25 protein-coding genes and 1 pseudogene are annotated in these 25,593 nt (G+C 62.9%); 15 read left to right on the plus strand and 11 right to left on the minus strand.

The genetic code is table 11. From position 1 onward, the window contains the following. Window positions 1-254 precede the first annotated feature (254 nt). Together NP_RS05250 and NP_RS05255 are read right to left on the minus strand one after the other, a co-directional pair. Window positions 255-1,055 (minus strand): LolA family protein, encoded by an 801-nt coding sequence (locus NP_RS05250; protein ID WP_011322782.1) that lies wholly within the window; start codon window positions 1,053-1,055, stop codon window positions 255-257. A gap of 25 nt (window positions 1,056-1,080) precedes the next feature. After that, complete coding sequence (locus NP_RS05255; RefSeq protein ID WP_011322783.1) at window positions 1,081-2,271, minus strand: tubulin/FtsZ family protein; 1,191 nt, start codon at window positions 2,269-2,271, stop codon at window positions 1,081-1,083. A 282-nt stretch (window positions 2,272-2,553) separates the two neighbouring features. Between NP_RS05255 and NP_RS05260 the strand changes: the two genes are divergently transcribed. Continuing rightward, window positions 2,554-3,846, plus strand: a complete 1,293-nt coding sequence (locus tag NP_RS05260; protein ID WP_011322784.1) for an RNA-guided endonuclease InsQ/TnpB family protein — start codon at window positions 2,554-2,556, stop codon at window positions 3,844-3,846. Window positions 3,847-3,861: 15 nt separating this feature from the next. Here NP_RS05260 and NP_RS05265 read toward each other — a convergent pair whose 3' ends face one another. Next, window positions 3,862-4,587, minus strand: a complete 726-nt coding sequence (locus NP_RS05265; RefSeq protein WP_011322785.1) for a metal-dependent hydrolase — start codon at window positions 4,585-4,587, stop codon at window positions 3,862-3,864. A gap of 91 nt (window positions 4,588-4,678) precedes the next feature. On the opposite strand from NP_RS05265, the pseudogene NP_RS14900 reads away from it, so the two are divergent. Next, window positions 4,679-5,086: pseudogene (locus NP_RS14900) on the plus strand (GNAT family N-acetyltransferase); the annotation flags it as partial. Window positions 5,087-5,179: 93 nt separating this feature from the next. Then, on the plus strand, window positions 5,180-5,941 hold the full coding sequence (locus NP_RS14905; RefSeq protein WP_011322786.1) for a fumarylacetoacetate hydrolase family protein: 762 nt from the start codon (window positions 5,180-5,182) through the stop codon (window positions 5,939-5,941). 6 nt (window positions 5,942-5,947) lie between these two features. Here the strand turns inward: NP_RS14905 and NP_RS05275 are convergent, their stop codons facing one another. Beyond that, window positions 5,948-6,406 (minus strand): hypothetical protein, encoded by a 459-nt coding sequence (locus NP_RS05275; RefSeq protein WP_011322787.1) that lies wholly within the window; start codon window positions 6,404-6,406, stop codon window positions 5,948-5,950. 62 nt (window positions 6,407-6,468) lie between these two features. Further along, window positions 6,469-7,077 carry a molybdenum cofactor guanylyltransferase gene (gene mobA, locus NP_RS05280; protein ID WP_011322788.1) on the minus strand — a complete coding sequence of 203 codons (609 nt, stop codon included), beginning with the start codon at window positions 7,075-7,077 and terminating at the stop codon, window positions 6,469-6,471. Window positions 7,078-7,198: 121 nt separating this feature from the next. Here mobA and hisC point away from each other — a divergent pair, with 121 nt between their 5' ends. From hisC to NP_RS05300, 4 genes are read left to right on the plus strand one after another with little or no spacing between them, the layout of a single operon-like run. Beyond that, a complete protein-coding gene (gene hisC / locus NP_RS05285; RefSeq protein ID WP_011322789.1) occupies window positions 7,199-8,266 on the plus strand; it encodes a histidinol-phosphate transaminase in 1,068 nt (355 codons plus the stop codon). Beyond that, window positions 8,263-8,769, plus strand: a complete 507-nt coding sequence (locus NP_RS05290; RefSeq protein WP_011322790.1) for an adenylate kinase family protein — start codon at window positions 8,263-8,265, stop codon at window positions 8,767-8,769. Before hisC ends, NP_RS05290 begins: the two co-directional genes overlap by 4 nt. Continuing rightward, window positions 8,766-9,395: a CDP-alcohol phosphatidyltransferase family protein gene (locus NP_RS05295; protein WP_011322791.1), complete on the plus strand. Its 630-nt coding sequence runs from the start codon at window positions 8,766-8,768 to the stop codon at window positions 9,393-9,395. The genes NP_RS05290 and NP_RS05295 overlap by 4 nt, the downstream gene beginning before the upstream one ends. Before the next feature lie 54 nt (window positions 9,396-9,449). Next, entirely contained in the window at window positions 9,450-9,995 is a 546-nt protein-coding gene (locus NP_RS05300; RefSeq protein ID WP_011322792.1) for a multiprotein bridging factor aMBF1, read from the plus strand. 6 nt (window positions 9,996-10,001) lie between these two features. On the opposite strand, the gene NP_RS05305 is transcribed toward NP_RS05300, so the two are convergent. Further along, entirely contained in the window at window positions 10,002-10,190 is a 189-nt protein-coding gene (locus tag NP_RS05305) for a hypothetical protein (RefSeq protein WP_049939511.1), read from the minus strand. Window positions 10,191-10,337: 147 nt separating this feature from the next. Here NP_RS05305 and NP_RS05310 point away from each other — a divergent pair, with 147 nt between their 5' ends. The 8 genes from NP_RS05310 to NP_RS05345 all read left to right on the plus strand — a co-directional run bounded on the left by NP_RS05310 (window position 10,338) and on the right by NP_RS05345 (window position 18,930). After that, entirely contained in the window at window positions 10,338-11,282 is a 945-nt protein-coding gene (locus tag NP_RS05310) for a hypothetical protein (protein ID WP_011322794.1), read from the plus strand. Continuing rightward, on the plus strand, window positions 11,275-11,508 hold the full coding sequence (locus NP_RS05315) for a DUF7385 family protein (RefSeq protein ID WP_011322795.1): 234 nt from the start codon (window positions 11,275-11,277) through the stop codon (window positions 11,506-11,508). Before NP_RS05310 ends, NP_RS05315 begins: the two co-directional genes overlap by 8 nt. 326 nt (window positions 11,509-11,834) lie before the next feature. Next, window positions 11,835-13,472 (plus strand): FlaD/FlaE family flagellar protein, encoded by a 1,638-nt coding sequence (locus NP_RS05320; protein WP_011322796.1) that lies wholly within the window; start codon window positions 11,835-11,837, stop codon window positions 13,470-13,472. A 2-nt stretch (window positions 13,473-13,474) separates the two neighbouring features. Then, a complete protein-coding gene (locus tag NP_RS05325; RefSeq protein WP_011322797.1) occupies window positions 13,475-14,236 on the plus strand; it encodes an ATPase domain-containing protein in 762 nt (253 codons plus the stop codon). Between the two features lie 3 nt (window positions 14,237-14,239). After that, window positions 14,240-15,913, plus strand: a complete 1,674-nt coding sequence (locus NP_RS05330; RefSeq protein WP_011322798.1) for a type II/IV secretion system ATPase subunit — start codon at window positions 14,240-14,242, stop codon at window positions 15,911-15,913. Between the two features lie 3 nt (window positions 15,914-15,916). Next, entirely contained in the window at window positions 15,917-17,647 is a 1,731-nt protein-coding gene (gene flaJ / locus NP_RS05335) for an archaellar assembly protein FlaJ (protein ID WP_011322799.1), read from the plus strand. Beyond that, entirely contained in the window at window positions 17,644-18,525 is an 882-nt protein-coding gene (locus NP_RS05340; protein ID WP_011322800.1) for a CheF family chemotaxis protein, read from the plus strand. The genes flaJ and NP_RS05340 overlap by 4 nt, the downstream gene beginning before the upstream one ends. A gap of 180 nt (window positions 18,526-18,705) precedes the next feature. Then, window positions 18,706-18,930, plus strand: coding sequence for a hypothetical protein (locus NP_RS05345; RefSeq protein ID WP_011322801.1), 225 nt, complete (start codon window positions 18,706-18,708; stop codon window positions 18,928-18,930). An 11-nt stretch (window positions 18,931-18,941) separates the two neighbouring features. Here NP_RS05345 and NP_RS05350 read toward each other — a convergent pair whose 3' ends face one another. From NP_RS05350 to cheB, 5 genes are read right to left on the minus strand one after another with little or no spacing between them, the layout of a single operon-like run. After that, window positions 18,942-19,805 carry a CheF family chemotaxis protein gene (locus NP_RS05350; RefSeq protein ID WP_011322802.1) on the minus strand — a complete coding sequence of 288 codons (864 nt, stop codon included), beginning with the start codon at window positions 19,803-19,805 and terminating at the stop codon, window positions 18,942-18,944. After that, window positions 19,805-21,124 (minus strand): HEAT repeat domain-containing protein, encoded by a 1,320-nt coding sequence (locus NP_RS05355; RefSeq protein ID WP_011322803.1) that lies wholly within the window; start codon window positions 21,122-21,124, stop codon window positions 19,805-19,807. The genes NP_RS05350 and NP_RS05355 overlap by 1 nt, the downstream gene beginning before the upstream one ends. A gap of 1 nt (window position 21,125) precedes the next feature. After that, window positions 21,126-21,944, minus strand: a complete 819-nt coding sequence (locus NP_RS05360) for a CheR family methyltransferase (protein ID WP_011322804.1) — start codon at window positions 21,942-21,944, stop codon at window positions 21,126-21,128. After that, complete coding sequence (locus tag NP_RS05365; protein WP_011322805.1) at window positions 21,941-24,220, minus strand: chemotaxis protein CheA; 2,280 nt, start codon at window positions 24,218-24,220, stop codon at window positions 21,941-21,943. Before NP_RS05365 ends, NP_RS05360 begins: the two co-directional genes overlap by 4 nt. A gap of 5 nt (window positions 24,221-24,225) precedes the next feature. Further along, entirely contained in the window at window positions 24,226-25,293 is a 1,068-nt protein-coding gene (gene cheB, locus NP_RS05370; RefSeq protein ID WP_011322806.1) for a chemotaxis-specific protein-glutamate methyltransferase CheB, read from the minus strand. Window positions 25,294-25,593: the final 300 nt, after the last annotated feature.

Below are 25,593 nucleotides of genomic sequence, written 5' to 3' on the forward strand. Positions count from 1 at the left end.
CATCTGACTCGCTACCCGATACACTTTTTCCGGGGGCCGCCGTACCAATACCCGGTGATACCGTCGCACACGTCGCCGGTATCACGGGCCGCAGTAGCCCGGCCCCCGAATGGTGGGGATGCCGACCCCCAAGGTCGTTCGGTACGGGCGAGGAACGACCTTCCTTCCCGGCGACAACAGAGGGCGAATCCCACATCAAAACCCCTCCCTCAACGAGCGAGGTCGCAAGACCGAGCGAAGTAGGGAGGGGTCGGTTACCCGCTTATGTCGGTCACCATCGCGTCCTCCGGTGGCTCGAACGCGAACGCGTCGTCGCCGATGTCGCCGTTGAACGTCACTGACTCGAAGCGCTCCGTGTAGACGTGTCGCTCGTCGTCGTCTTCGATGAAGACGGCCTGCTCTTTGAGCGGATAGTCGTACTCGGCGTCAATCCACACCCGCGTCTCCACGACGAGGAGTTCGTCGTTCGGGTCGACAGAATCGAGTGCGAAGACGAACTCCCGGTCGCCGACGAGCAATTCGATACCGCGGGTTGCCGTTTCGTTGGCCGCAGCGACGTCAAGAACGTGGGCCTCTCGGTCTGCGATTGTCTCGGTGCCGGCGTATTCGACCTCGACGAGGGCACGTCTCTCCTCGGCGTTTTCGCTCCGGGCGTCGCGTATCTCGGCGTCGGTAAACGGCTCCGCCGGACGGAAGTAGTCGGCGCTGTTGGTGGTGGGGTTGTACCACCAGTTCACGGTGGCGTTGGAGACGTACACCTCTCCCTCATCTCCGGGGAGCGGCGCCTCCAATACCGCCGTTCGGTAGTCCGTATAAGGCCGTTCCGCAACCGCGACCGTTCGTGTTCGCGTCTCGTTTCCGGTCTCGACAATCGTCGTTCGCTCGCCCTCGATGCTTTCGAGGGCTTCGCTGTAGACGAACGTCGCCTCCCACAGTGTGTCGGGGTCGGGGGCTTCGTTCTCGGCGTCCCCCGTCGGTGATTCGAGGACGGACGCGCCGGCCAAGAGCGCGCCGGCCAAGAGCCCGACAACGAGTAGCTCCCTGACAGTGGCCATCCGTTAACCACTCTCAGACGTGGAGCTACGTATGTCCGTCGGTCGCACCGTCGCCGTCGCTGTCGTCGCCGTACTCGATGAGGTCCTGCATCGCGTCTTCGCTTTCGGCTTCGCTCGTCTCCGCTGTCTCGGCGTCGACCGCCTGTGACTGCATTCGGTCGATTCGCGGCACGTCGGTGACTCCCGAGAGCACGACAAGCGCCGCGACGCGGTCGGCGTCGGGCAGTGGGTAGTCGCCCGCCCGCACCTCCCGGCAGTCGATTTCGGATTCCAGCCAGCTACGGGCGTTGTCGATGCCCTTCCGTGAGAGATGCTCAGGTGGCCCGGCGACTATCAAAAGCGCCTTCGAGGTGCTGGCGAGGTTGCAGGGCAGCGTCAGCTTTCCGAGAGCGGCCCGCCGGACGAGCGCCGGAATCTGGACGACTGCATCCGAGCCGATCGAGTCATCGTCACTCCCGCCGAGAACGCGACCGAGCAGCCCGCCGTCGTCACCGGCGTCGTCCGGTAGCTCCTCGGAGGCGTAGCCGACACTCACGAGCCCTTCGAGCGTATTGATGATTTCGGAGGCATCGACGACCGACTCGGCGATGTCGTCGCCGAGGGCTTCGAGTTCGCCGGCCGAAAACAGCGTTCCGAACCGGGTGGCTATCTCCTCGTTGATTGCGCCATACCCCTCCGAGAGGGTTTCACCGCTGCTTTTGAACGCGTCGTTGTCGAAGACCAGCAGGCCGTCGGTCGCACCGACAAACGCCTGGAGGGAGTCGGCGGCGTTCCGGCTGTAGAGGCCGCCTTCGTCCGCCGTGGGCAGGATGCCGAGTCCGTAGACGGGTTCGGCATAGACCGCCCGTAGCCGTTCGGCGATGACCGGGGCGGCACCGCTGCCGGTGCCGCCGCCGAGTCCGGCGATGACGACGAACCCGTCGATGGAACTCGTGGGGGCGTGGTCGATCGCCGATTGGATTTCGCTTTCGGCCTCGCGGGCGCACTCGCGGCCTGTTTCGGGGTCGGTCCCCGTCCCGTGGCCGCCGACGGTCGATTGGCCGATGAGCAACCGGCTTTCCTCGGGAACTGCATCGAGCGCCTGCAGGTCCGGCTCTGCGGTGTTGACCGCGACAGCGTGGGCGAGGAACGTGCCGGGGTGGCGGGCGTCGTGTTCGAGCAGCCGGTCGAGGACTTTCCCGCCGGCCTGTCCCGCACCGATAGCAACGAGCTTCATGGCCCCTCCGCACGTCGCGTAGTCGTTTCTGATGCCGAGAGCCAACTGGAGGGCTGCATATTCGATGGTCGCCCGTGATACTATTTATATTTGGGGTCCAGCGCTGCAAAAGCGGAGACGGCTGGCGGGTCGGCCTCACAGCGGATACAGCGCGGAAGCCCACCGGCTTTAGCCGTGGGAGGAAGCGCGTAAGCTCCATGCAACAATCCACCGACTACAACATTGCCGACTCCCTAACGCTATCAAACATATTAATAAAGAGTAGCTACTGCTGTGACGTACATGGCGTGGGAGGTAACTCGAACGGTTCGCGTCCGTCTCGACGTACCTGACGACCGCAAGAGTGACCTCCATGCCACCAACTCCAAATTCCAGTACTGCGCGAACCGTACCGCAGACTGGGCGTGGCGCTACCCCGACGAGAGCTGCGTAACCAGCAAGAGCGAAGCCGAAGCCGCCATCTACGACGACCTTCGTGAAGAAACAGACTACCTACACGCGAACCTTGTCCAGAAGGCCATCAAACGCGCCACCGACGACATTGGCAACTGCGTTGACCGGCTTGCAGACGGTGAGAACACCAGCAAGCCACATTACGATACGTTCAGCATCGTCTACGACAAGCGAGCGGCCACTTACTACCGTGACAAAGTGAGTCTCGCCACAGTCAACGGGAGGGTCGAATGCGAATACGACCTCTCCGACGACCCAGACGGCACACCACACGGCGAATACCTGCTGAACGACGATTATTCCTTTTCGACCAGCACCGTCCACTACGACTCAGAAACCGACGAGTTCTACCTACACGCCGCGATGGAACGGAAACTCGACGTGAGCAGTCCTGAGAAAGCCGAGCATTCGAGAGTGCTTGGCGTGGACTGCAACGTTGATGACCACATTGCCGTGACCTCGACGGGTGCGTTCGTCGGGAACGCCGACTACCTTAACCATCAACGCCGAGAGTTCGAGAAGCGACGTGCCAGCCTCCAACAGACGGGGACACGGAGCGCCCATCTGACCTTCCAGCGCATTGGCGACACGTTCGGACGCTGGAGCGAAGACTATCTGCACCAGTGTTCCAAAGAAATCGTTGCCGAAGCCAAGCGCCACGGTTGTACGCACATCGCCTTCGAGAACTTGGAGCAGATTCGAGCGCGTATCAGCGACGACAAAAAATTCCAACAATGGGCGTTTCGCGCACTCCAAGAACAAACCGAACACAAGGCAGAAATGGCTGGTATCGTCGTCAAAACAGTCGAACCATCCTACACCAGCCAGCAATGCTCGAAGTGTGGCTGTACGCTCGAAGAGAATCGTGACGGTCAACAGTTCCAGTGTCTCGACTGTTCGTACACGGCAAACGCCGACTACAACGCAGCAAAAAACATCGCTCGGAAACTCGCACTCAAACTCCAGCGAGGGCAGAAGTCCCCCGCTGGAGGGGCGTTCTGTCAGTACGCCCTGAAGTCGGGGACAATGACCGTGAACGCTACTGAAGTGGCGTCCGATACCTACGTATCGGCTGAACGGGAGTCCACCGACAAGCCAACGGCTTCAGCCGTTGGTAGCTGACGCGTGGACAGCGCTTTACCCGAGCGTGAACGATTCGTCGCCGTCGAGAACGACCGCCTCGGCGTCGGCACCGGTCGCGTTGAGCGCGTCGACGAACTCGTCGGTGTCGATTTCGATGGGCGGGAACGTATCGTAGTGCATCGGCGCGGCGTAGTCGGCACCGAGCCAGTCGGCGGCGATGGCGGCCTGCTCCGGCCCCATCGTGAAGTGGTCGCCGGCCGGCAGCGCCGCGAAGTCGGGTTCGAGATACGGGCCGATGACCTCGCGCATCTCGACCATCAGGCTGGTGTCGCCGGCGTGGTAGAAGGCGGTGTTGGCGGCGTCGGAGGCTCGCTGCGGTTCCGACTCGGAGACGACGAAGCCGGCGGGCATCCCGGCGGAGGTTTCGTAGCCGGTTTCGATGCCGTTGGAGTGGTCGGCACGGGTCATCGTCACCCACGCATCGCCGCACTCGACGCTGCCGCCGAGGTTCATCCCCATTCCGCCGACGGCGTCTTCGAAGCCGAAGTTGTCCTCGGCGTAGCCGACGAGTTCGGGCGTCGCAACCAGCGTCGCGTCGCTGAACGCGCCGGCGTGGGCGACGTGGTCCTCGTGGCCGTGTGTGAGAAGCACGTAGTCCGGGCTGTCGAGGTCGGACGGTTCGAGGTCGGTTTTCGGGTTGCCGAAGAAGGGGTCGATAAGCAGGTCGGTGCTGCCAACGCTGACATGCCACGTCGAGTGGCCGTACCAAGTGAGCTCCATTACAGCCGGCGGTACTCCCGCGTTCGTATTAATATTGGGGCCGAGGCCAGTACCGACTAGTATACCTCTCTGGAGACCACCAGTGTCCGCCATGGAGATACGACGCGCAGTGACAGAGCCGGCGCTGTCGGACGCCTTCGCCGTGCGACGGGCGGTCTTTGTCGACGAACAGGGCGTCGACGAGGACATCGAAATCGACGGCAACGACGGCGATGCACTGCAGTTTCTCGCGTACGACGACGGTGCGGCGGTCGGTACGGCCCGGCTCAGACGCCCGGCCCCGGCCATCGGCAAGGTAGAGCGGGTGGCCGTCCGCGAGCCGTACCGTGGCCGTGGCGTCGGCCGGGCGCTGATGGAAGCCGTCGAAGCCGCTGCCGCCCGGCTCGGCTGCCGTGAACTCCAGCTTCACGGTCAGACTCGGGTCGAGCCGTTCTATCGCCGCCTCGACTACGAGCCGGAAGGCGAGCCCTTCGACGAGGCGGGGATACCGCATCTGAAGTTCCGGAAGTCGGTCGACGGCAGCGGCGGCGACCCCACCGCAGCCGCCGCCGAGTCCCCGGCAGTTATGGCCGCTGGGGCCGACGGCACGCTCATGCGACAGGCACGATTCGAAGACCCGGACGGCGATGTTCGGTACGGTGAGCTGTTCGAGGACGGCACCGTTCGCGCGTACCCGAAACAGGAAAAGCGGTTGACTGCCGCCGAAGAACGCTTCGACCGGGACGACATCGAGCTGCTGGCTCCCTGCGACCCCTCGAAAATCGTCTGTGTCGGGCTCAACTACGCCGACCACGCCGACGAGCAGGGCAAGGCGGTCCCCGACCGTCCGCTGCTGTTTTTGAAGCCGCCAAACACGGTTGCGGCCCCTGAGGACACGCTGGAGCTGCTCGCTGACCGCCAGCTCGACTACGAGGCGGAACTTGGCGTCGTCATCGGCCAGCGGTGTCGCAACGTCGCCGAGGCCGATGCGATGGATGTCGTTGCGGGCTTTACCTGCGTCAACGATGTTTCCAACCGCGACGACCAGGCCGTCGAGACGAACTGGGTTCGCGGGAAAGCCTTCGATGATGCCGCCCCGCTCGGCCCGGCCATCGCAACGCCGGAGGCGGTTCCCGAGGACGCGGCGATTCGGTGTCGGGTCAACGGTGACCTCCGGCAGGACTCCTCGCGGGACCAGTTCATCTTCTCGGTGCCGGAACTCATCGCGGAGATAACCAGCTACATGACGCTTGAACCCGGCGACGTGGTTTCGACCGGGACCCCGGAAGGGGTCGGCCCGCTGGCCGACGGCGATACGGTCGAGGTCGAAATCGAAGGTATCGGCACGCTGAAAAACGACGTCCGGATTCCGTAGGACGGGTTACAGAATCAGCGACGGCTCGCCGAGCAGGCCGGCCGTGACCAACAGCCCGACGGCGAAGACAGCACCGAGCAGGTAGAACGGGCGGGCGTTTCGAGCCGGCTCTCGAATCTTATCCTCCGCGAGGCCGCGATTGGCACGGGCGCTCCCGATTTCGACGACGGCGGCCAAAAGCAGCCACAGCGCGAGCATCGCGAGTACGACGTAGCCGGGGGTCGTGCCCGTGAGCCGCTCTGCTGTGTAGCGCGTCCCGGCGAGGTGGCCGCCGGTAGCGAGCAGTACGACAGCGCTGATTCGTGTTATCCATTGGAGCTTTGAGACGACGCTGGCGAACGCGCCGGGGTCGATTTTGGCGTTCATCGCCAGCGGTAGTACAGCAAGCACAACGAACAGTACCGACCCAGCCCACAGCGCCCCGAAGGCGGTGTGGAGGGTGTACATGACAGTGTCGACGACCATGCTATCGCTTCGTTCCCGTCCCGGTTACAAAATAGACGCGACTGCGGCAGGCGAGGGGCTGGCTACGACAGTCGCTCCCGCGCCCGTTCGAGGTCCTCGGGCGTGTCGACGCTCTCGAAGCTCCGCAGCGACCCGTGCTCGACGATGGCGTCTCGCTCGATGACGATGTGGTCGAGCGACGAAAGCGGCGTGATTATTCTGGCGTCCGCCGCTTCGAGCGCCTCGGCGCACGCTTCGGCCATCGGCTCCGGTCGGTAGACCGCATGCAGCGGCTCGAACCATTCCTCGGGTCGTGGGACAGCGGCGTCGTGACTGTCGGCGCGCTCGAAGAGATACTCCAGCAGTTCCGGGTCGAGATACGGCATGTCAGCCGCGACGACGGCTGCATACGGGGTTTCAACGGTCGACAGCCCGGTCATGATGCCGGCTGTCGGTCCGCGGTCCGGAACCTCGTCGACGGCAAACGTCGGTGACAGCCCCTCAAGCGCCGCCGCGAGCCGCTCTTGCTGGTCGCGCCGGCAGTTGACCACGAGATGGTCAACGACAGCCAGCAGTCGGTTGGCGACCCGCCGGACCAAGGGAACGCCGGCAACGTCTACGACGGTTTTGTCGACATCGCCCATCCGGGTCGATTGCCCGCCAGCGACGATGACGCCCGTCCGTTCTCCCATCGGTCGACGTTCCGCCGCCGGCGCATATCAATCTGCCGCGTGTTCCCGCCATCGCCCAGCCGCTTGCGTCCCGTCGTCCGGGGTGGGCACGCTTAAGGCCCGCCGCCCGTTTCACCCGAGCATGCAACCACGGGACCTCTCCCACCACGTCGCCTACGAGGCCGGGCGGGGAATCGAGGAAGTCGCCCGCGAGCTGGGCCTCGACCCCGACGACCTCGTGAAGCTCTCCTCGAACGAGAACCCGTTCGGGCCGTCGCCGAAGGCCGCTGAGGCCATCCGCGAGCACGCCGACCGGGTCAACTCCTATCCGAAAGCCGCCGCGACCGACCTCCGGGGCGAAATCGGTGACCTGCTCTCGGTCGACGCCGCACAGGTCTGGCTCGGCAACGGCGGCGACGGCGCACTCGATTATCTTGCGCGAGCGATGCTCGACCCGGACGACGGGGTGCTTGTTCCCGACCCCGGCTTCGCCTACTACGGGATGAGCGCCCGCTACCACCACGGACAGGTCAACAGCTACCCCATCGAGAAGGACGACGATTTCGAGCAGTCACCGGACGCGATACTGGAAAGCTACGACGGCGAGCGAATCGTCTATCTCACGAGCCCGCACAACCCGACCGGCAGCGAGGTGTCGCTTTCGGATGTCGAAGCCGTCGCCGAGGGGACTGACGAGGAGACGCTTGTCGTCGTCGACGAGGCCTACGGCGAGTTTGCCGACTCGCCGTCCGCGGTCGCACTCGTCGAGGAACGCGACGACGTGGCCGTTCTACGGACGTTCTCGAAGGCCTACGGGCTGGCCGGCGTGCGGCTGGGGTACGCCGTTGTTCCCGGTGAGTGGGCTGATGCCTACGCCCGCGTCAACACGCCGTTTGCGGCCTCGGAAATCGCTTGTCGAGCGGGGCTCGCGGCACTCGAAGACGACGCCCACGTCGAGAAAACCGTCGAGACGGCCCGGTGGGCCCGCGAGTATATCCGGTCGACGCTCGAGTGCCGGACCTACGAAAGCGCCGGCAACTTCGTCCTCTGTGCGGTCGGCGACGGTGGCGAGGTCGCAGAGGCTGCACAAAAGGAAGGCGTCATCGTCCGCGATACGACCTCCTTCGGGCTGCCGTCGTGTATCCGCATCACCTGCGGTACCCGCGAGGAGACCAAACGGGCTGTCGAAGTGGTGAACGACCTGCTATGAGGGTGGCCGTCACCGGAACTCCCGGCACGGGCAAGACGACGGCCACGGAAGCGGTCGAGACGGCCCTCGACGTTATCCACCTCAATGAGCGAATCCGCGAGGAGGGCCTCGATGCCGGCCGCGACGAGGAGCGGGACAGCCTCGTTGCCGACCTCGACGCTGTGGAGGCAGCGCTGGCCGGCGAGGATGATGCCCTCATCGAGTCGCATCTCGCACACCACGTCGACGCCGACCGTGTCGTCGTGCTCCGCTGCCGGCCCGACATACTCCAAGAGCGGCTCGTCGACCGCGGCGAGCCGGCTGCGAAGGCCGCCGAGAACGCCGAGGCGGAGGCGCTGGACGTGGTGCTCTCCGAGGCCGTCGCCGAGCACGGCCGCGAGTCGGTCTACGAAATCGACACGACGGAGGCGTCGCCGTCGGCAGTCGCCGAGGCTATCGAGGCCGTCATCGACGGCGAGCGTGCTCCCGCGGTCGGAACGGTTGATTTCACCGAACACCTATGACGCTCGACAAACTCCGCCCGGTCGCTGAACGCGTCCTGAATCCGTTCGTTGCTGCGGCCGACCGCGTCGGTCTCACGCCGGACGGCGTCAGCGTCATCGCCTTCGGATTCGCTGTCGCGGCAGCGGCGGCCTACACCGCCGCGGGCACTGCCGTCGTCGGTGTCGGGCCCGACCCGGCGCTGTACCTCCTCGGCGCGCTGTTCGTGCTCGGGAACGGCTGGATGGACCTCCTTGACGGCGCGTTAGCCCGCCGGCAGGGGACCGACTCGAAGGCCGGCGACCTCCTCGACCACGTCCTCGACCGGTATGCGGACATCGTCGTCGTTGCTGGCCTCGCTGCCGGTGCGGAATCGTATCTGCTCGGATTGCTTGCGGTCACCGGCGTCCTGATGACCTCCTATCTCGGCACGCAGGCGCAGGCGGTCGGCCTCGACCGCGTTTACGGCGGACTCGTCGGTCGTGCCGACCGGCTGGCAGTTATCGGCATCGTGACCGCCATCGCCGCCGGCTATCCGGAGCCGCTGTGGACGCTTTCGCTCGTCGAGTGGTTGCTCGTTTTCCTCGCGGTTGTCGGTCACCTCACCGCACTCCAGCGATTCTACCACTCCATGCGGGCGCTATCGTAGCCGACGGGCGAAACAGGCAGAAAACCCTTTTGTACCGAGCCGATAAGGTCGGGTATGGTCCAGTGTGAGATGTGCGGCGCCGAGACGGGGTCGCCGAAGACGGTCAAAATCGAGGGCGCGGAACTCGATGTCTGCGACGACTGTGCCGACTTCGGCACCGAGGTCCAGACCCAGGATACGTCGTCGACATCGACGAAGTACTCGACGTCCAGTTCGGGCTCGTCGTCCTCCGGGGGGTCCTCGGGGTCCTCGACCTCGTCCAGCACCGGCAGCGGGGGCGGAGGCGGTGGCGGCAGCCGCCGGGACATGTTCGACGAGATGGACGAGGTCGTCCAAGACTACGACGACCGCATCCGCGAGGCTCGCGAGGCGGCCAGCATGACACAGGAAGAGCTGGCGAACTCGCTCAACGAGAAGGCCAGCCTCATCCGCAAGTTGGAACGCGGCGAGGTGCTGCCGAGCGACAGCGTCCAACGGAAGCTCGAACGCGAACTCGACATCTCGCTTTCGACGGGCGGCGGCTCCGACGACAACGATTGGTCGGGTGGCAGTTCCACCGGCAAGACGACGCTGGGCGATGTCGTAAAGCGAAAAGACTAGTCCGGTCTACAGCGTCGACTCGAACAGTACGTCGTCCGTCTCGGGGTTGACGACAACTCGTTCTGTATCTTCGGTCGGCTCATCCAGTTCGACGGCCAAAAGCGGCGCGCCGGTTTTCGGTGCGTAGGTGTACTCGACGACTGTCCCCAGTCGTGGCTCGTCCTCGACCGGGACCCACACGCGGCGTCCATCCATGTACGAACCCTGTGGCTCCGGCCCCGTGTATGCGTCGGTGCGGCCACGCGTCTTCACCGTCTGCACCGGCCGATGGGGGCGCATCCGCCCCGTTCGGCGCTCGAAACGACCCGAACCCCTTTGAACTGAAGTCGAATACGGTCCAGCATGGCAACGGGGTCGGCGGCCGGCGACGAACCGACGCTTCTGGGACGGCTCCCGTCGGTTCGCACAGCCGGTCAAACGCTCCTCCGGTCGCTCGTGTTCGCCCCCGGCCGGAGCGCCGCCGTTCTGCTCGTCGCGCTGCCGTACCTGTGGCTGGGCTACTACGTCGTCGGCGTCGCGGCCGGGCGTGTCGGCGACCCGATTATCGCCGGCGACTGGCTGACGCTGATGTTTACCTCGTATGCGCTCGTCTCGTCGCTGGCGCTCGCCCACCGTATCCTGCAAACCGGGCGTTTCGGGCTCTCGGAGTCGTATCTGGTTGATGTCGTCGTGCTGGTGTGGCTGACCACGTTCTATTTCGTGTGGATGCTCGCTCGGGAGGCAGTGTCGGCTACAACGACGGTCGTCGAACTGTACGCGCCGGTACTGCACGGGGAGCCGACGGCTGTCGTGTGGGCAGCGGCGACGGTGCTTACGACTGCCGTCGCCGCTGGCGTTGTCGTCCATCCTCGCGAGGGGAGCAAGCTCTTTGCCGGCGAGTTCCGGACGGCGCTTGTGACGCTGCCGGCGACGGTGACCGCGCTGACGCTGCTCGTTCGCCCCGGTGGTGACTCGCTTCTGTGGCCGGTGCTTATCGGGCTGTTTCTCGGCACGCTGCTCGGCGGCCTAATCCGGATTCACATCGTCGCCAGCGCCGCCTCGAAGGGGGTCTTCGCCGCGCTTTCGCTTTTCGTCTGGGCGTTTGGAACGCTGCTGTGGGTCCTCATCCACCGTCGCCGGCCACCGAACTGGCGAGTCGTACTGACTCACGTCGCGTTCGGAACAACCGACCGGAACGCCGACAGCACCGACCGTGACACAGACGGGACGATTGTACAGGAACGGCAGAACCGACCGGGCGACACCCCTGCTATGTCAAGCGACGGAGGTGACCCAACACGTGACTGACAACGGGTTCGACATCCATGCGAATCGCCATCGGCTCAAGCAGCTCAAAGACAGCGGCGACACGAAGCTCTTCGAGAACAGAGATGATGTCGAATGCCCCGCCTGCGGGGAGCCGTTCTCCCGGCTGTTTTCGACGAAGCAGCGGGCGACGTCGTTCCCGAAAAACGACGGCGCACGGTTCTGTCTCGTCCGCGACGGGGAGTTCGTCCATCTCTTCAGACACTGAGAGGGCAGTCGTCGTGAACAGCCGACAACACGCCTCTCGGAGTGCTCGCCGGGCACGGACGACAGTGGTCCACGAGGCCCTACTTAAACGCCCGGAAATGGCGACGGCCGGCTGTCTGCGCAAACGACGATGAAACTGCATTACTCACGTCGGTTCGGCCGCCGAATCCAGCGGTGACACGAACGGTGAAATCCCCCAAACCTAATTAGGGCATCTAGACCAATCGTTGGGTAAGACGGCAGACGGTCTGTGTCCGGCGGACGCTGGCGCCGGGCACTGCTTTCCGACCCGACCGGCGACCAACCGGCAGACACGAGGAATCCACAATGATTGACAATCTACTCGGAGACGACGATGACGAACCAGCCGACGAGGCCGGCGGCGACGACGACATGGACGGCGGGCTCTTCGACGAGGACGAGGGGGCCGGCGGCGACGACCTGATGGGCGGTGGCGGCGGCGACGATGACCTGATGGGTGGCGACGACGACCTGATGGGCGGCGGCGACGATATGGGCTTCGGCGATATGGATGACGGTGGGACGACAACCGCCGAGATGGACAACCGTATCGACGAACTCGAAAACGAGGTCGCGTCGCTCTCCTCGACTGTCAACACGGTAAAGAGCGAAAACGAACAGATCAGCGAGTCTCTCGAAGACGTCGAGGAGAACATCCGGAAGCTGCTGGAGGTCTACGAAATGGTTACCCGCGGCGTCAACCCCTTCGTTGACGAAAACGAGATGGGAGACGCCTTCGGCGGCGGTGGCGGTGGCGGCGGCTCGATGAGCCTGTTCGGCGATGACGAGGAGGAAGACGAAGCCGACGTTGACGACGACATCGCTGACGCAGACGCCGACGAGTTCTTCGATGAAGACATCGACGACGATGACGATGAGGACTTCGACGACTTCGATGACTTCGACGATGAGGACGAAGGCTTCGAGGAAGACGACGATGACGGGTTCGGCGACGACTTCGACGACTTCGATGACGACGACGATGACGACGACGATGACGACGACTTCGGCGACGGTGGGTTCGGCGATGATGACTTCGATGACGACGACGACTTCGATGAAGACGACGGCGGCGGCGGCAAGTCCTTCGAGGAGCTCAAAGCCGAATACGAGTCCGGCGATGCAGACTGGGACGAAGATGGAGAGGGCGGCGACGAAGACGAGGGCGATGACCTCGGGATGGACGAGGGCTTCGACGATGCGGACGATGCACTGGAGGAGACAGACGACAGCTTGGGTGCGGACGACGATTTGAACAGCGATCTCGAAGAAACGGACGACACAGACGAGTTCGGAATGGACGACGGTGTCGACGATGGATTCGTCTCGGCAGACGAGGCCGCCTCGACAACAGACTCCGAAGAGTCCGACGGCCAACCGCCGATTGCGGGCGGCAAGCCGTACCTCGAAACACTTCCGTCGGGATATGTCGCTGACGTGGTTGTCATGGACTGGCTGGAGTTCCTCGTCGATGAGGCCGGCGTCGATGGCGCGGCACGGACGCTCTCCTATTACGGCGCTATCGACTGGCTCGATGCCGAGGCTGCCGACGACCTCCAGACGTTCCTGCAGGGCTTCGGCGACGATGTCGCGGATGACCCCGCACCGCGGTCGTCGCTGACTGTCGCCCACCACAACACCAGTCTGCAGTACATCAGCAGAATCGCCAATCCCGATATGGAAATGGTCGCATTCAACGAGCGGAACGACGGTAGAGATGACCTCGCCACCCGAAACGGCCGTCGGTCCGGCAGACAGGGCCGGCGACGAGAGCGGGAGGAGCGGCACACCGTCGAATCAGACGGCGGCCGGCGCTCGGGTGGGCCACTCGGGGACGCTTCGGTGGCCGACCGACGACCCCCGCGGCTGCGGAGCCCCCGCCGTCGTGACGCAGGAGGCGGCGAACCAGATAGCGGCTTCAACGGCGGCCACAACCGGAACTAATCATGCAGAAGACACGCAACCTTCATTCACTCGGACTCGACGACCACGACCGGCTCAACAAGGAACTCGGGGGCGGCATCCCGAAGGGAAGCATCGTCCTCGCGGAGGGTGACTACGGGGCCGGCAAGAGCGCCCTCTCCCAGCGGATGGCCTACGGCTTCTGCGAGGAGGGGACGACGGTCACTTTCCTGTCGACGGAACTGACAGTCAGTGGCTTCCTCGACCAGATGAATTCACTCTCCTACGACGTCGTCGACCACGTCCTCGATGAGCGGCTGCTGTTCCTCCATGCCGATATCGACACTGGCGGGGTCCTCTCCGGGGGCAGCGACGACGAGGAATCGCGAATGGACCTGCTGACCCGGTTGATGGAGGCAGAGACGATGTGGACCGCGGATGTCATCATCATCGATACCTTCGACGCCGTACTGCGAAACGACCCGACCTTCGAGGCGCTCATTCGGCAAAACGAGGAGCGACAGGCGGCCCTCGAGATTATCTCCTTCTTCCGTGACATGATTTCGGAAGGGAAGGTAATCGTTCTCACTGTCGACCCGTCGACGGTCGACGGCGACGCCATCGGGCCGTTCCGAGCCATCGCCGACGTGTTCCTCGAACTCGAAATGATAGAGGTCGGCAACGACGTCCGGCGGCAGATATCCGTCAAGCGATTCGCCGGGATGGGCGAACAGGTCGGTGACACCATCGGATTCTCCGTCCGGTCGGGAACTGGAATCGTCATCGAGAGCCGCAGTATCGCATAAACGATGACAGAACAGGGAACCGTCAAGCCGTCAGACGAGCTTCGGGAGGCAGCGTCACGTCGGCCGCACCTTCGCGAGCATCTCAAGAAGTTCAAGCAGATTACCGGCGAGTTCCCGCTGTTTGTCGAAGAAGCCGACAGCGAGTACGAGTCAAAACGCCCCAACATTCTCTACCCGGTTGGCGGCCCGATTTACTGTCACATCTACGGTGACGTCGGCCGTGACACGAAATACTACGCCATCGAGCCGACACTCACCGGCGAAGAACAGCATGTCTTCGAACAAATAAAGGATGAACTCCTCAGGCGGAGCGTCACAAAGCAAGCCCCGGAAAGCGAAGCCGAGTACGGCGACCGAATCGAGGAGCTGCTCTCGGAGGCGACCCGCATTACCGGCGAAGAGCCGGACAGCATCCTTGAGAACATCAAATTCAAACTCGACCCCAACACGAAGGAGATAACCCAAGAGACCTTCGAGGACATTCGATACCGGCTCAACCGCGATATCGTCGGCCTCGGGCCGCTGGAACCGGTCATGCGCGACCCGGCCAACGAGGACATTCACGTCATCGGCCCCGACGAGTGCTACGTCGACCACGGTGTCTTCGGGATGTTGAAGACGACTGTCGACTTCGGGACCGACGAGGAGTTCGACAACTGGCTGCGGAACATGGGCGAGCGCATCGGCGACCCGCTTAGCGACTCCGACCCCATCGTCGACTCGACGCTGCCGGACGGCTCCCGTCTGAACGTTATCTACAGCGACGACGTGAGCCTGAAGGGTCCCAGCCTCACCATTCGACAGGGTGACGAAGTGCCGCTCTCGGTCAATCAGATTACCAACTGGGGTACGCTGTCGCCGGAGCTGGCCGCCTACCTGTGGCTCTGTCTGGAGAACGAACAGACCGTCTTCGTTGTCGGAGAGACCGCATCCGGCAAGACGACGACGCTAAACAGCATTATGTCGTTCATCCCTCGGGACTCGAAGATATACAGTGCCGAGGACACCGCCGAGGTGCTCCCGCCTCACGACACGTGGCAACAGCTCCTGACCCGCGAGGGCGGCGGCGAGGACACCGAAGACGTCGACATGTTCAATCTCGTCGAGGCAGCACTGCGGTCCCGCCCGGAGTACATCATTGTGGGTGAGGTCCGTGGTGAGGAGGGTCGGATGGCCTTCCAGGCGGCCCAGACCGGCCACCCGGTGATGTTGACGTTCCACGCGTCCGACATCGTCTCGATGATTCAGCGCTTTACGGGCGAACCCATCAACGTCCCCGAGACGTTCATGGACAACGCCGACGTGGCGCTGTTCCAGAACCGCGTCAAGCAGGGCGACGACGTGCTTCGCCGGGTCACAAGCGTCCAAGAAATCGAGGGCTACTCGAAGGAGATGGAAGGTGTAGTCACCCGACAGGTGTTCTACTGGGACCCCGTCGAGGACGAAATCGTCTTCCAGGGCCGAAACAACTCCTACGTGCTTGAAGACCAGATTGCGGAGCTTCTCGGCTACGCAGACACGAGGCAGATATACAACGACCTCCAGTACCGTGCCGACATTATCGAGCGGATGATACAGGAGGATATTCTCGGCTATCACGAGGTCAACGAGGCAATCGCTTCCTTCCAGCGGGACGGCATCGAAGGGCTTCCGTTCACCGTCGCCCGGAGGGACTAGCCAATGGGCGTCGCCGAGCGCAGCGCCCAACTGACCGACCTCGTCGGCTCCATCCTCGATGCGTACGACAGGATGGAGATGGACGCCAAGACCTACGTCTTGGCGGTGCTGTTGCCGACGACGGTGCTTTTTCTCGGCAGCATCGTGCTGGCGTTGGTCTGGCAGACGATACTGCTGGTGCGGCTGCTGTTTCCCCTCCTCGGGGCGGTCCTGCTCGGTGCTGGCGTCGCCTACCCGAAACTCGCGATGGACCAGCGCCGCATCGAGATGGAAAACCGGTTCCACCTGCTCGTGACGCATATGACGGTGCTTTCGACGACGAACATCGACCGGATGGAGGTGTTCCGGAAGCTCTCGAAGGAAGAAGAATACGGAGAGCTGACAGTCGAGATGCGCCGCATCGTCCAGCTCGTCGATACGTGGAATCAGAGCCTCGACGACGCGCTCCGGCGACGGGCAAAAGAGGTCCCCAGCGACTCGCTGACTGATCTGTTCGACCGGCTGGCATACACCCTCGGAGCCGGCCAGGAAATGTCCGATTTCCTCTTCGAGGAACAGGGCGTGATGATAGAAAACTACAAGACCATCTACCAGCAGTCGCTGGAGAACCTCGACGTGATGAAGGACCTCTATCTGTCGATGGTGCTCTCGATGACGTTTGCGCTGGTTTTTGCCGTCGTCCTGCCGATTCTGACGGCAACGAACCCGACGTGGACGGTCGCAGCCGTCATCGCGATGTTCGTCTTCGTACAGGTCGGGTTCTTCCTCGTTATCCGTGCGCTCGTCCCGCACGACCCGCTGTGGTACATTGAGGAAGGCTACCGGACTCGCTCGAAACAGAAGCTCGTCGGCAGCTCAGTCCTAGCCGTCGTACTCTTTTTGCTCATCGTGCTCGTGATGACGGCCAGTTCGTTCGGCGTGGCACCGTTCGATTCGCTCGTGCCCATGGCCTCGATACCCACGCCGTTGTACCTCGCGATACCGACGCTGCCGTTTCTGATACCCGCCATCGTCTTCCGCCGACAGGAGAAAGCGATTATCGAGCGCGACGAGGAGTTCCCGAGTTTCATTCGGGCACTCGGGGCCAGCGAGAGCGCAAAGCAGTCGACGACCTCGACGGTGCTGAAGACGCTCCGAAAGAAGGACTTCGGCGCGTTGACGCCGAACGTCGACGACCTCTATCGGCGGCTGAACATGCGGATCAACACCGAGCGGGCGTGGCGATACTTCGCCGAGGACACTAACTCCTATATTATCCAGAAATTCAGCGAGATGTACCTCATCGGCCGCTCGATGGGTGGGAACCCGAAGATGCTCGGCGAGCTGATAAGCGAGAACATGAACGAGCTCTGCCAGCTCCGCGAACAGCGGCGGCAAGTAACTGTGACGCTCATCGGACTACTGTACGGTATCTCGGCGGCGTCCGCCTTCGCCTTCTTTACTGGGCTTGAAATCGCCATCATTATGGCCGGCTTCGACCTCGAGATGGGGACCGCCCAGTTCGACTTCGGCCAGTTGCTCCACACCGAGATGTACAACGTGCCGCTGCTCCGCTACCTGCTGTTGCTCGTTATTCTGTTCAATGCCGTTATGTCAGCACTGACGATACGGGTTGCTGACGGGGGCCACTACGGCAACGCCTTCCTACACTTCGTCGCGCTCGTGTGGGTTGGCTGTATGACCGCTTTCGCAACCGAATCGCTGATTAGCATGCTACTGGACATAGACCTATGAAAGAAGAGGCCGTTGCTGACTTCGTCGGCCGGTTCGCCCGCAACCCCGAAGGCGGGGTACAGGGCGAGCCGCAGTCTTGCCGGGCGGTGATGAGCAAAAAACGGCTCGTCGTCGCCGGCGACGGCGACGAACGGATTACCGTGCCGTTGTCTCGAGTCGTCGATGTCGTCGTCGGGAACGTTCCGCCGAACCTCCGTGACCTCTTCGATGCAACGGTGACGGTTGGATACAAGACCGACGAGGGAACTGTCGAAACAGTTCTCATCGAGGGCGACGACAGCACGATGTCGAAGTTCCAGACGGTGCTTTTCAAGTGTCTACTCAACGGCACGAAGGCGCTGGTCAAACATCCGGCTCAACTCGGTGGCCGAGTGACCGACTCCCCCGTCAGAAAGGCAAAAATCTCCATCGAGTCCAAGCAGGTCCGGTTCAAGACATCCGGGGACAACTTCACTATCGATATCACCAACGTCATCGACTTCGAACGGACCGAACGGGCACCCGATGGCGAAAGCCGACCGACACTTGTCGTCAAACACGCCGACGACGGACAGGTTGCGACATCGCTCGTGTCGCCGGCCTCCTCTCGGAAGCTCAATCTGCTCGGGCGCTACTTCCGTATCGAGTACAGCGAGCTGCTCAACGAAGTGGGGCAGATAGACCTCAGCGAGTCCGAAAAGCGTGTCCTCGTTACTATCTATGCGACCGGCGGCGACATTGACTTCAAGAACGTCCTCGACGGCAGCGCCGCACAGGCGACAAACGTCGTCAACTCGCTGCGCGAGAAGGGGCTCATCGAGGAAGAACCGACCGGGCTCTCGCTTACCTCACACGGACAGGTCGTTGTCAGCCAGCGGCTCGAAGATGTCAACATCTGAGCAGCCGGCACAAGCGTTCGGCCTACCGTTGCCCCTCACGTATGGCCGTTGTTCGCAAAAACAATAGCTCAGTTTCCTCCTGTTTACTTGATAACGGAACGATAATCAAAAAATCAATCTTACCAGTAGGGTTTTGTATCTCCTCCGGGTATACTCAAGATACCGATACACGACACAGCGATGATACGCCTCTTTGCGGCAGCTGGTTTCGTCGTCGGGTTCGCGCTGGTGTTAGCCGCCCCGATAGCGCTGTTACACGCGATGGCCGACTCGCGGGCCGTGACCGACCTGCCGACGTTGACACAAGGTGACGTGTACCTCATCGCCGGTGTGATGGGGCTTGGGCTGTTGCTCGCCGGATTCAGCGCAATCATGTGGCTAGCCAGCGACATCAGACCGACCTGAGAAGAGTCCGCCTACTGGCTGTTCATCGATTCGCTGGCGATGTTCCGACCACGGGGCTTCAGCGCAACCTCGCGACGAATACGGACCTCTTGGAGGACATCGAGGTCAATGAGCCGCTCGTAGATTTCTTCGACAGCATCGGGGTCCATGTCGAGAAACTCCGGTACCTCGAACGGCGAGACTCCGGAGTACAGCGCCATCAGAACCTCTTCCTCGTCCTTGCTGAGGTCGATGGAGGACGCGTTCTGTTCGGCACCGCGCTTCAGCACCGACTCGACGACCGAGCAGTGTTTTCGATTCCCCGAAAGGTACGTTTCGACGCTCGTTTCATCTTCCGTGTGCTCGGCCTCCAAAACGGGCCGTTCCTTCGATTTGACCTGCCGCTCGTTCCGCTCGACGGTCCCCACGTCGTCGATTTCTATCTGGACGAACGAGCCGTCCTCGACGGCGAGGTTGACTGCGTCCTCGTCGACTTTGATGCGGGCCTTCCGCCAGCTGACGTCCTGCACCACGCCGCCCTCGATGGCTGGGTGTTTGATGAGGACGATTTCGCCGTCCAGAATGGTCTTGTGGAGCGTCCGCTCGAAGCTCTCCGACTCCTTCGTCGAGACGAGGAAGACGTCCGTCCCAACGCGGATACTCACGTAGTCGGTAACCTGCGCTATGGTCCGGTTGACGTCGTACCGGCCCTCGATTTTGTCGACGTTCGTGAGCTTGATAGTCTGTTTACCGTCGGTGCCCGCGAGGACGAGCCGCCGATTGGAAAGCAGGATGCGCCCGTCAGTCCACGAGATGTCGTTGAGTTTCGTGCCGTCACGGACGACCTGTGTAAACCGGCCCGTCGTGTCCAGTAGTTTGCGCTCCGATTTGCTCATTAGATACCACCTGCGCCGATGCCTCCAAGTTTCGACAGCGCCGAGAAGGCCTGTTCGCGGAGTTCGTCACTCTCGGTCCGGTCGACGAACTCACCGAGTTCATCACGAGCCCGGTCGCCGCCCACCTTTCCGAGAACGAAAAGCGCCTTCGAGCGCGCGTCCTCGTCTCCAGTCTCGTCGCGGGCGAGCTCCAGCAGCTCTCGCTCTAGTCCCGGGTCATCAAGCTGTGTGAGACTGGTCGCAGCAAACTGGGCTGTCATCCCGTCGTCGTCGCCGAGGGCCTCGATGAGCGCCTCACGGGCCATCTCCCGGTGTTGGTGGCCGACGACGCGTCCAAGTAGCCACGCCGCGTTGCGGCGCTGCGGTGACCCGGAGCTTTCGGTCAGAATCTCTGTCAGCGGCGGGATGACTTCGTCGGCCGTCGCTGATTCGAGCCGGTCGGCGGCGGCCTGTCTGACCTCGTGGCTCTGCTGCGGTGGGGCGTTCGAGAGGATTTCCACGAGCGAGAACATCGCCGTCCGGCGGACCATCTCGTGTTCGTCATCGAGGAACCCGACGAGCGTATCGACCGGTTCGACGCTGCCGAACTGGCCAAGCGAGTCGGCGACGACGCGCCTGACGGAGCCGCTGGGGTCTCCGGCCGCATCGAGCAGCACCGATAGTGCCCCCTCTGTGCCGATGTCCCCGAGCGCTCTGGCGACTGCTTGTCGGACATCGATGTTCGAGTCGCTCGTTATCAACTCTTCGAGGGGACCGACGGCCCGCGGGTCTTCGATACGACCGCAGGCGACAGCCGACCGTGCCCGGACGCGGGGGTCCTCGTCGCTGAGCCGGTCGACAAGCGACGCCGTCACGCTCGGGTCGCCGACGCGGCCGAGTCCGGTCGCCGCTGCCATCCGTAGCTCCGGCTGGTCGGCCTCAAGCACGTCCGCAAAGGTCTTTGCGGCGACCCAGTCGGCGGCCGCATCGAGGTCCTTACCGGAGAGCTCAGCAACAACCCGTTCGAGGGCCTCTTGGCTGTGCTTGTCAAGCGCGTCGACGGCGGCCGCGCGGACGCCTTCGTTTTCGTCGTCCTTGACAGCCCGAACCAGTACGTCGATAACCGTCTCGCGGTCGGCTTCGGCTTCGAGTGCTTCGAGACCGAGGTCGTCGGTCTCGTCGGATTCGAGTACGAGGTCTGACTCCTCGACATCGCCGGTATCGAGGATATCACCGATGACCTCGGCGGCTCGCTTGCGAATCGAGGGGTTGTCGCTGTGCTGGAGCACTTCGACGAGGTCCTCGAGGTCGCGTTCCCGTTCGAGCTGATACAGCGACATGTTATTTCCTCCGGTAGATGTGTTTCCCCCGGTCGTAGGGGTCGTAAGCGTCGCGGAACGACCGTGGTAGTGTCTCGGACTTGCCGATAGTTAAAAACCCGCCTTCACGCAGTGCGTCGGTGAGCGTCTCGAATATCGGTTCCTTGTACGACTTGTCGATGTAAATCAGGAGGTTGCGGCAGAGGACGAGGTCGTGGCCGCTCTTGGGGCGGCCGCTGATAAGGTCGTGTTTCTCGAAGGTGACCATCCGCTTTACGTCGTCTTTGACCGCAAACGAGGTCCCGTCGTCGGTAATCTCGACGTGGGCTTCGGGGTCGGATAGCGGTTCCAGTTGGCTGCCGATATCGGTCGTTCGCGTCGACTCGTAGACGCCCTCTCGTGCCTCAGCCAGCGCTTCGGCGTCGATGTCCGTCGCCGTAATTTCGACGGCACGCTCCCTGATGTTGGGGTCATCGCGAGCCAACATCGCTATCGAGTACGGTTCCCGGCCGTCTGCGCAGGGAGCACTCCAGCAGTTGACCGTTCGGTGTTCCTCGGTCAGCATCGCGAGTACGTCCCGGAGCCGCTCCCAGACCGGCGGGTTGCGGAAGAAGCTCGTGACGTTGATGCTCAGTGCATCGAGCAGTGCCTCCTGTTCGTCCTCGCTGTCTGCGAGGATGTCGAGGTAGCCCTCGTAGTCGTCACAGTCGGTCCGGCGCATTCTGGCAGAGATTCGGCGGTCGAGATACGACTCGTTGTAGGAGTCAGGCTCGAAGGCCATATTGTCAGCGACGTATCTCACGACCGCCTCGAACCCGGTGTCCGTGTCCGTGCCTTTCATTCCTCCAGACTCACCACGTCGAGAATTGGGACGATGTTTCCGTCGCCGAGAATGGCAGTCCCGCTGAGACCGGGGATACCGCTCAGCGACCCTTCCAGCGGCTTGACGACGACTTCCTCCTGGTCGCTAAAGGAATCACACCGTAGTGCGACCGGACGGACGGATTCTCTGATTCGGACCAGCATTCCCTCTTCGTCGCTCCGGCGAGCCATGTCACCCAGCTCGCCGCCGTCGGCAGCGACAGCGGATTCGCCGTCGACCGCGGCGGCGTCGGGGTCGATTTCCAACGCCGAATCGAGGTCGATAACCGGGTACACTTCGTCGTCGTGTCTGACGACCGGCTCGCCGTTGACCGTCTCGGTGTCGGAGGCCCGTGTCAGCTCGTCGATGTTCTTGATGGGGATGCCGTAGACCTGCTCGCCCACGTTAACGAAGAGGACGTTGACGATGGCGACAGAGACCGGCAGCCGGAGTTCGACTTTCGTCCCTTCGCCGAGCTCGCTTTCGACGTTGACGCTGCCATCAAGTTGCTCGACAGTGCTGTTGACAACGTCCATTCCGACACCGCGGCCACTGACGTCTGTCACTTCGTCCGCCGTCGAAAAGCCCGGATGGAAGATGAGGTCGTAGGCGTCACTGTCGGAGAGCTCCTCGGCCTCGGATTCCGTGAGAATGCCCTCATTGACAGCCTTGTTCCGCATGATGTCCGGGTCGATGCCGCCGCCGTCGTCCTCGACGATGATGGTCACGTGGTCGCGCTGTCTGGACGCACGGAGCTCGACTTTCCCCTCGCGCGGTTTACCTGCTTCCTCTCGCTTGTCGGGGGCCTCGACACCGTGGTCGACAGCGTTTCTGAGGATATGGATGAGTGGGTCTTCGATTTCAGTCAGAATCGAGCGGTCTAGCTCGATGTCTTGGCCGTGCATCTCGAAGGAAATCTCCTTGCCCTGACTCCGGGCGACGTCACGGACGACCCGCGGCAGGTTGCTGACGACTCGCCGAAGCGGGATGAGCCGCATATCCATGACGGTGTTTTGGAGCCTCGAGGTGACCTTGTCGAAGTCGTTGAGACTGGTTTGTGCCGTCTCCAGGTCCTCGTTTTCGATGGCCCGACGGATGGTGATGCGGCCGGTCACGAGCTGTTCGACGAGCCCGTGGAGCTCGTCCAGCCGGTCGACATCGACCCGCACCGAGGAGATGTCGCTCCCGCCGGAGCTCGTCGACGACGAACTCCCACTGGAACCGGAGCTGCTGTCGTCGCTGCTTTGGTCCGCATCGGCTTCGGTGTCGTCTTCAGCTGCTGGCTCCTCGTCGCTTTCGGTGTCGTCGGCTACCGCTTCGTCCGGCTGCTCTATGTCTTCTGTCGGCTCGTCGTCGGCTGCGTCCGCTTCAGCAGCCCCGTTCTCGGCCGCCGACTCGTCAGCCGGGGCCTCAGCCGCCTCGTCGACGCTTTCTTCGGTCGCCTCGGCGGCATCGGCTCCTTCAGCCCCATCAGCGCCGGCGATGGCTGCCGTCTCGAAGTCTTCGACGGCCCCGATGTCTGCCAGCGTCGACTCGATGTCGTCGGTCGATACGTCGGCGACGAAGGCGTCGAAGGTCCCATCGTAGTCGCCCTCCTCGATTTCGTCCCGGCTCGGCGCGGTTTCAAGCCGCTCGAACCCGTCGGCGAGCGGTTCCAACGCGAGCATCGAATCGACACCGAGCATGCCGTCCGGGTCAAGTTCGACGCGGGCGTAGGCAATCGAGTCGGCGTCCTCGAACTCCGGCTCCTCGTCGGCGTGGGCGAAGGTCACGTCGTCGCTTTCGTCCGCGCTCTCGGTGTCTTCGCCGTCTTCGTCCGCCTCGTCGGCTGTGGCTTCGTCCGAGCCGTCCTGTGGCGCTGCGGCTGCTTCGCCCATCCCCTCTTCGATTGCGGCCCGAAGCCGCTCGATGGTCTCGTTGGGGTTGGTCTGTGAGTCACCGTCGGCCTCGATTTCGTCGACGATGGTTTCTATCCGGTCGACGCCATCGAAGGCGGCGTCCATAATTTCGGGCGTTACGTCGATTTCCCCGTCCCGTATCTCGTCGAGGAGGTCTTCGAGTACGTGGGCGAGTTCGCTAGCGTTCGAAAAGCCCATCGCGCCGAAGTTCCCCTTCAGCGTGTGGGCGGTCCGGAACACTGATTCGATAGCCTCGTTGTCTGTCGGATCGTCCTCAAGCGCGAGCAGCGCATTGTTGAGGTCGGTTATGCTCTCTCTACACTCGGAGACGAACGCATGCATGTGGTCTTCGTTCATCGGTATCACTCCCTCATGATGGTGTCGAGCACGCCGTCAGCGAGTTCGTTTCGCGGGCGGACGTCGTCGACGACGCCCGTCTCGATGGCTCGCTGTGGCATACCGAACACCGCTGATGTTTCCTCGTCCTGTGCGACGACGCTGCCGCCGGCGGCGCTGACGGATTCGACACCGTCGGCACCGTCTGCTCCCATCCCCGTCAGAATAGCTGCCGTTAGCGGGCCGTCGACCTGCTCGGCGGCCGTCTGCAGCGTCACGTCGACGGCCGGTCGGACGTTGTTGACCGGCTCGTCTTCGGTGAGTGTCACCCGGAGCCGGCCGCCGCCGTAGCCTGACACTTCGAGGTGGTAGCCACCCTGTGCGACGAGGGCCTCGCCGCCGCCGATACGCTCGCCGCCAGTCGCCTCGCTGACGCTGTATTCGCTGGCTCCGTCCAGCCGCTTTGCGAACCGACCGGTAAACCCGTCCGGCATGTGCTGGACGACCAGTATTCGCAGGTCGGCATCCAGCGGCAGCTCGCTGAGCAGCTGTTCGACGACCGTCGGTCCACCGGTCGACGAGCCGATAACGAGCGTCGGCTTGTCGACGTACTCCGACGCCGACCGGCTCGTAGTGGTCGATGTGGCCGTCGATGTCGTCCGTTCCGCAGCAGCCTCAGTCGCCGAAACGTCGGCACCAGCGACGGAGCGAACTTTTTCGACAAGTTCATCCTGCTGTTGTTTAATGCCGACCGAGACTTCGCCGCTGGGCTTTTTGAAGAAATCGACGGCACCTTCATCCATCGCCTCGAAGGTTAGCTCCGCACCGTCGTCGGCGTGTGCCGAAAGGACAAGCACCGGTGTCGGACACTCGTCCATTATCCGGCCGGTCGCCTCGATGCCATCCATCCCCGGCATCTTCAGGTCCATCGTCACCACGTCCGGCTCGTGGGTTCGGACCGCTTCGACACCGCTTTCGCCGTTGGAGGCTGTCGCGACGACAGTGATGCCGGCGTCGTCAAGCATATCGCTGATGACGGTCCGCATGAACTGCGAGTCATCGACGACGACGGCTGCAATCCCGTTGTTGCTCATTGTTTCAGTGGCGCACTCCCCGGCCGACACAACGACTCATCACCGGCTGGCGGCCGACCGACCCGCCTGCCGTCTCCGCGGCAACGACGCGCTGACGCTACGCTCATATCAGAACGTTTCCTGCGACACATATCAATACTAGTCCGGACTCACTGCTCGTCATACAGCGACGTACCCGAGAGAAAAACGCTCTTGTCGTCTTAAAAGACGTTTTAGCTGCTAAGGAGTCGTATAACGAAGGCGATGGGGGTATTCGGACAGCCACCGGTGTATCCGTCGCTTCATGACATTCGACGGTGG

Source organism: Natronomonas pharaonis DSM 2160 (genome assembly GCF_000026045.1).
Lineage (GTDB): Archaea > Halobacteriota > Halobacteria > Halobacteriales > Haloarculaceae > Natronomonas > Natronomonas pharaonis.

Coding starts and splice junctions, on each gene's coding strand:
- NP_RS05305 (WP_049939511.1), bottom strand. CDS start 10,190: ATGGATGGACGCCGCGTGTGGGTCCCGGTCGAGGACGAGCCACGACTG.
- NP_RS05260 (WP_011322784.1), top strand. CDS start 2,554: ATGGCGTGGGAGGTAACTCGAACGGTTCGCGTCCGTCTCGACGTACCT.
- NP_RS05320 (WP_011322796.1), top strand. CDS start 11,835: ATGATTGACAATCTACTCGGAGACGACGATGACGAACCAGCCGACGAG.
- hisC (WP_011322789.1), top strand. CDS start 7,199: ATGCAACCACGGGACCTCTCCCACCACGTCGCCTACGAGGCCGGGCGG.
- NP_RS05325 (WP_011322797.1), top strand. CDS start 13,475: ATGCAGAAGACACGCAACCTTCATTCACTCGGACTCGACGACCACGAC.
- NP_RS14905 (WP_011322786.1), top strand. CDS start 5,180: ATGCGACAGGCACGATTCGAAGACCCGGACGGCGATGTTCGGTACGGT.
- NP_RS05250 (WP_011322782.1), bottom strand. CDS start 1,055: ATGGCCACTGTCAGGGAGCTACTCGTTGTCGGGCTCTTGGCCGGCGCG.
- NP_RS05355 (WP_011322803.1), bottom strand. CDS start 21,124: ATGTCGCTGTATCAGCTCGAACGGGAACGCGACCTCGAGGACCTCGTC.
- NP_RS05345 (WP_011322801.1), top strand. CDS start 18,706: ATGATACGCCTCTTTGCGGCAGCTGGTTTCGTCGTCGGGTTCGCGCTG.
- NP_RS05255 (WP_011322783.1), bottom strand. CDS start 2,271: ATGAAGCTCGTTGCTATCGGTGCGGGACAGGCCGGCGGGAAAGTCCTC.
- NP_RS05365 (WP_011322805.1), bottom strand. CDS start 24,220: ATGAACGAAGACCACATGCATGCGTTCGTCTCCGAGTGTAGAGAGAGC.
- NP_RS05300 (WP_011322792.1), top strand. CDS start 9,450: ATGGTCCAGTGTGAGATGTGCGGCGCCGAGACGGGGTCGCCGAAGACG.
- NP_RS05330 (WP_011322798.1), top strand. CDS start 14,240: ATGACAGAACAGGGAACCGTCAAGCCGTCAGACGAGCTTCGGGAGGCA.
- NP_RS05275 (WP_011322787.1), bottom strand. CDS start 6,406: ATGGTCGTCGACACTGTCATGTACACCCTCCACACCGCCTTCGGGGCG.
- NP_RS05295 (WP_011322791.1), top strand. CDS start 8,766: ATGACGCTCGACAAACTCCGCCCGGTCGCTGAACGCGTCCTGAATCCG.
- cheB (WP_011322806.1), bottom strand. CDS start 25,293: ATGAGCAACAACGGGATTGCAGCCGTCGTCGTCGATGACTCGCAGTTC.
- flaJ (WP_011322799.1), top strand. CDS start 15,917: ATGGGCGTCGCCGAGCGCAGCGCCCAACTGACCGACCTCGTCGGCTCC.
- NP_RS05265 (WP_011322785.1), bottom strand. CDS start 4,587: ATGGAGCTCACTTGGTACGGCCACTCGACGTGGCATGTCAGCGTTGGC.
- NP_RS05360 (WP_011322804.1), bottom strand. CDS start 21,944: ATGAAAGGCACGGACACGGACACCGGGTTCGAGGCGGTCGTGAGATAC.
- NP_RS05290 (WP_011322790.1), top strand. CDS start 8,263: ATGAGGGTGGCCGTCACCGGAACTCCCGGCACGGGCAAGACGACGGCC.
- NP_RS05310 (WP_011322794.1), top strand. CDS start 10,338: ATGGCAACGGGGTCGGCGGCCGGCGACGAACCGACGCTTCTGGGACGG.
- NP_RS05350 (WP_011322802.1), bottom strand. CDS start 19,805: ATGAGCAAATCGGAGCGCAAACTACTGGACACGACGGGCCGGTTTACA.
- mobA (WP_011322788.1), bottom strand. CDS start 7,077: ATGGGAGAACGGACGGGCGTCATCGTCGCTGGCGGGCAATCGACCCGG.
- NP_RS05340 (WP_011322800.1), top strand. CDS start 17,644: ATGAAAGAAGAGGCCGTTGCTGACTTCGTCGGCCGGTTCGCCCGCAAC.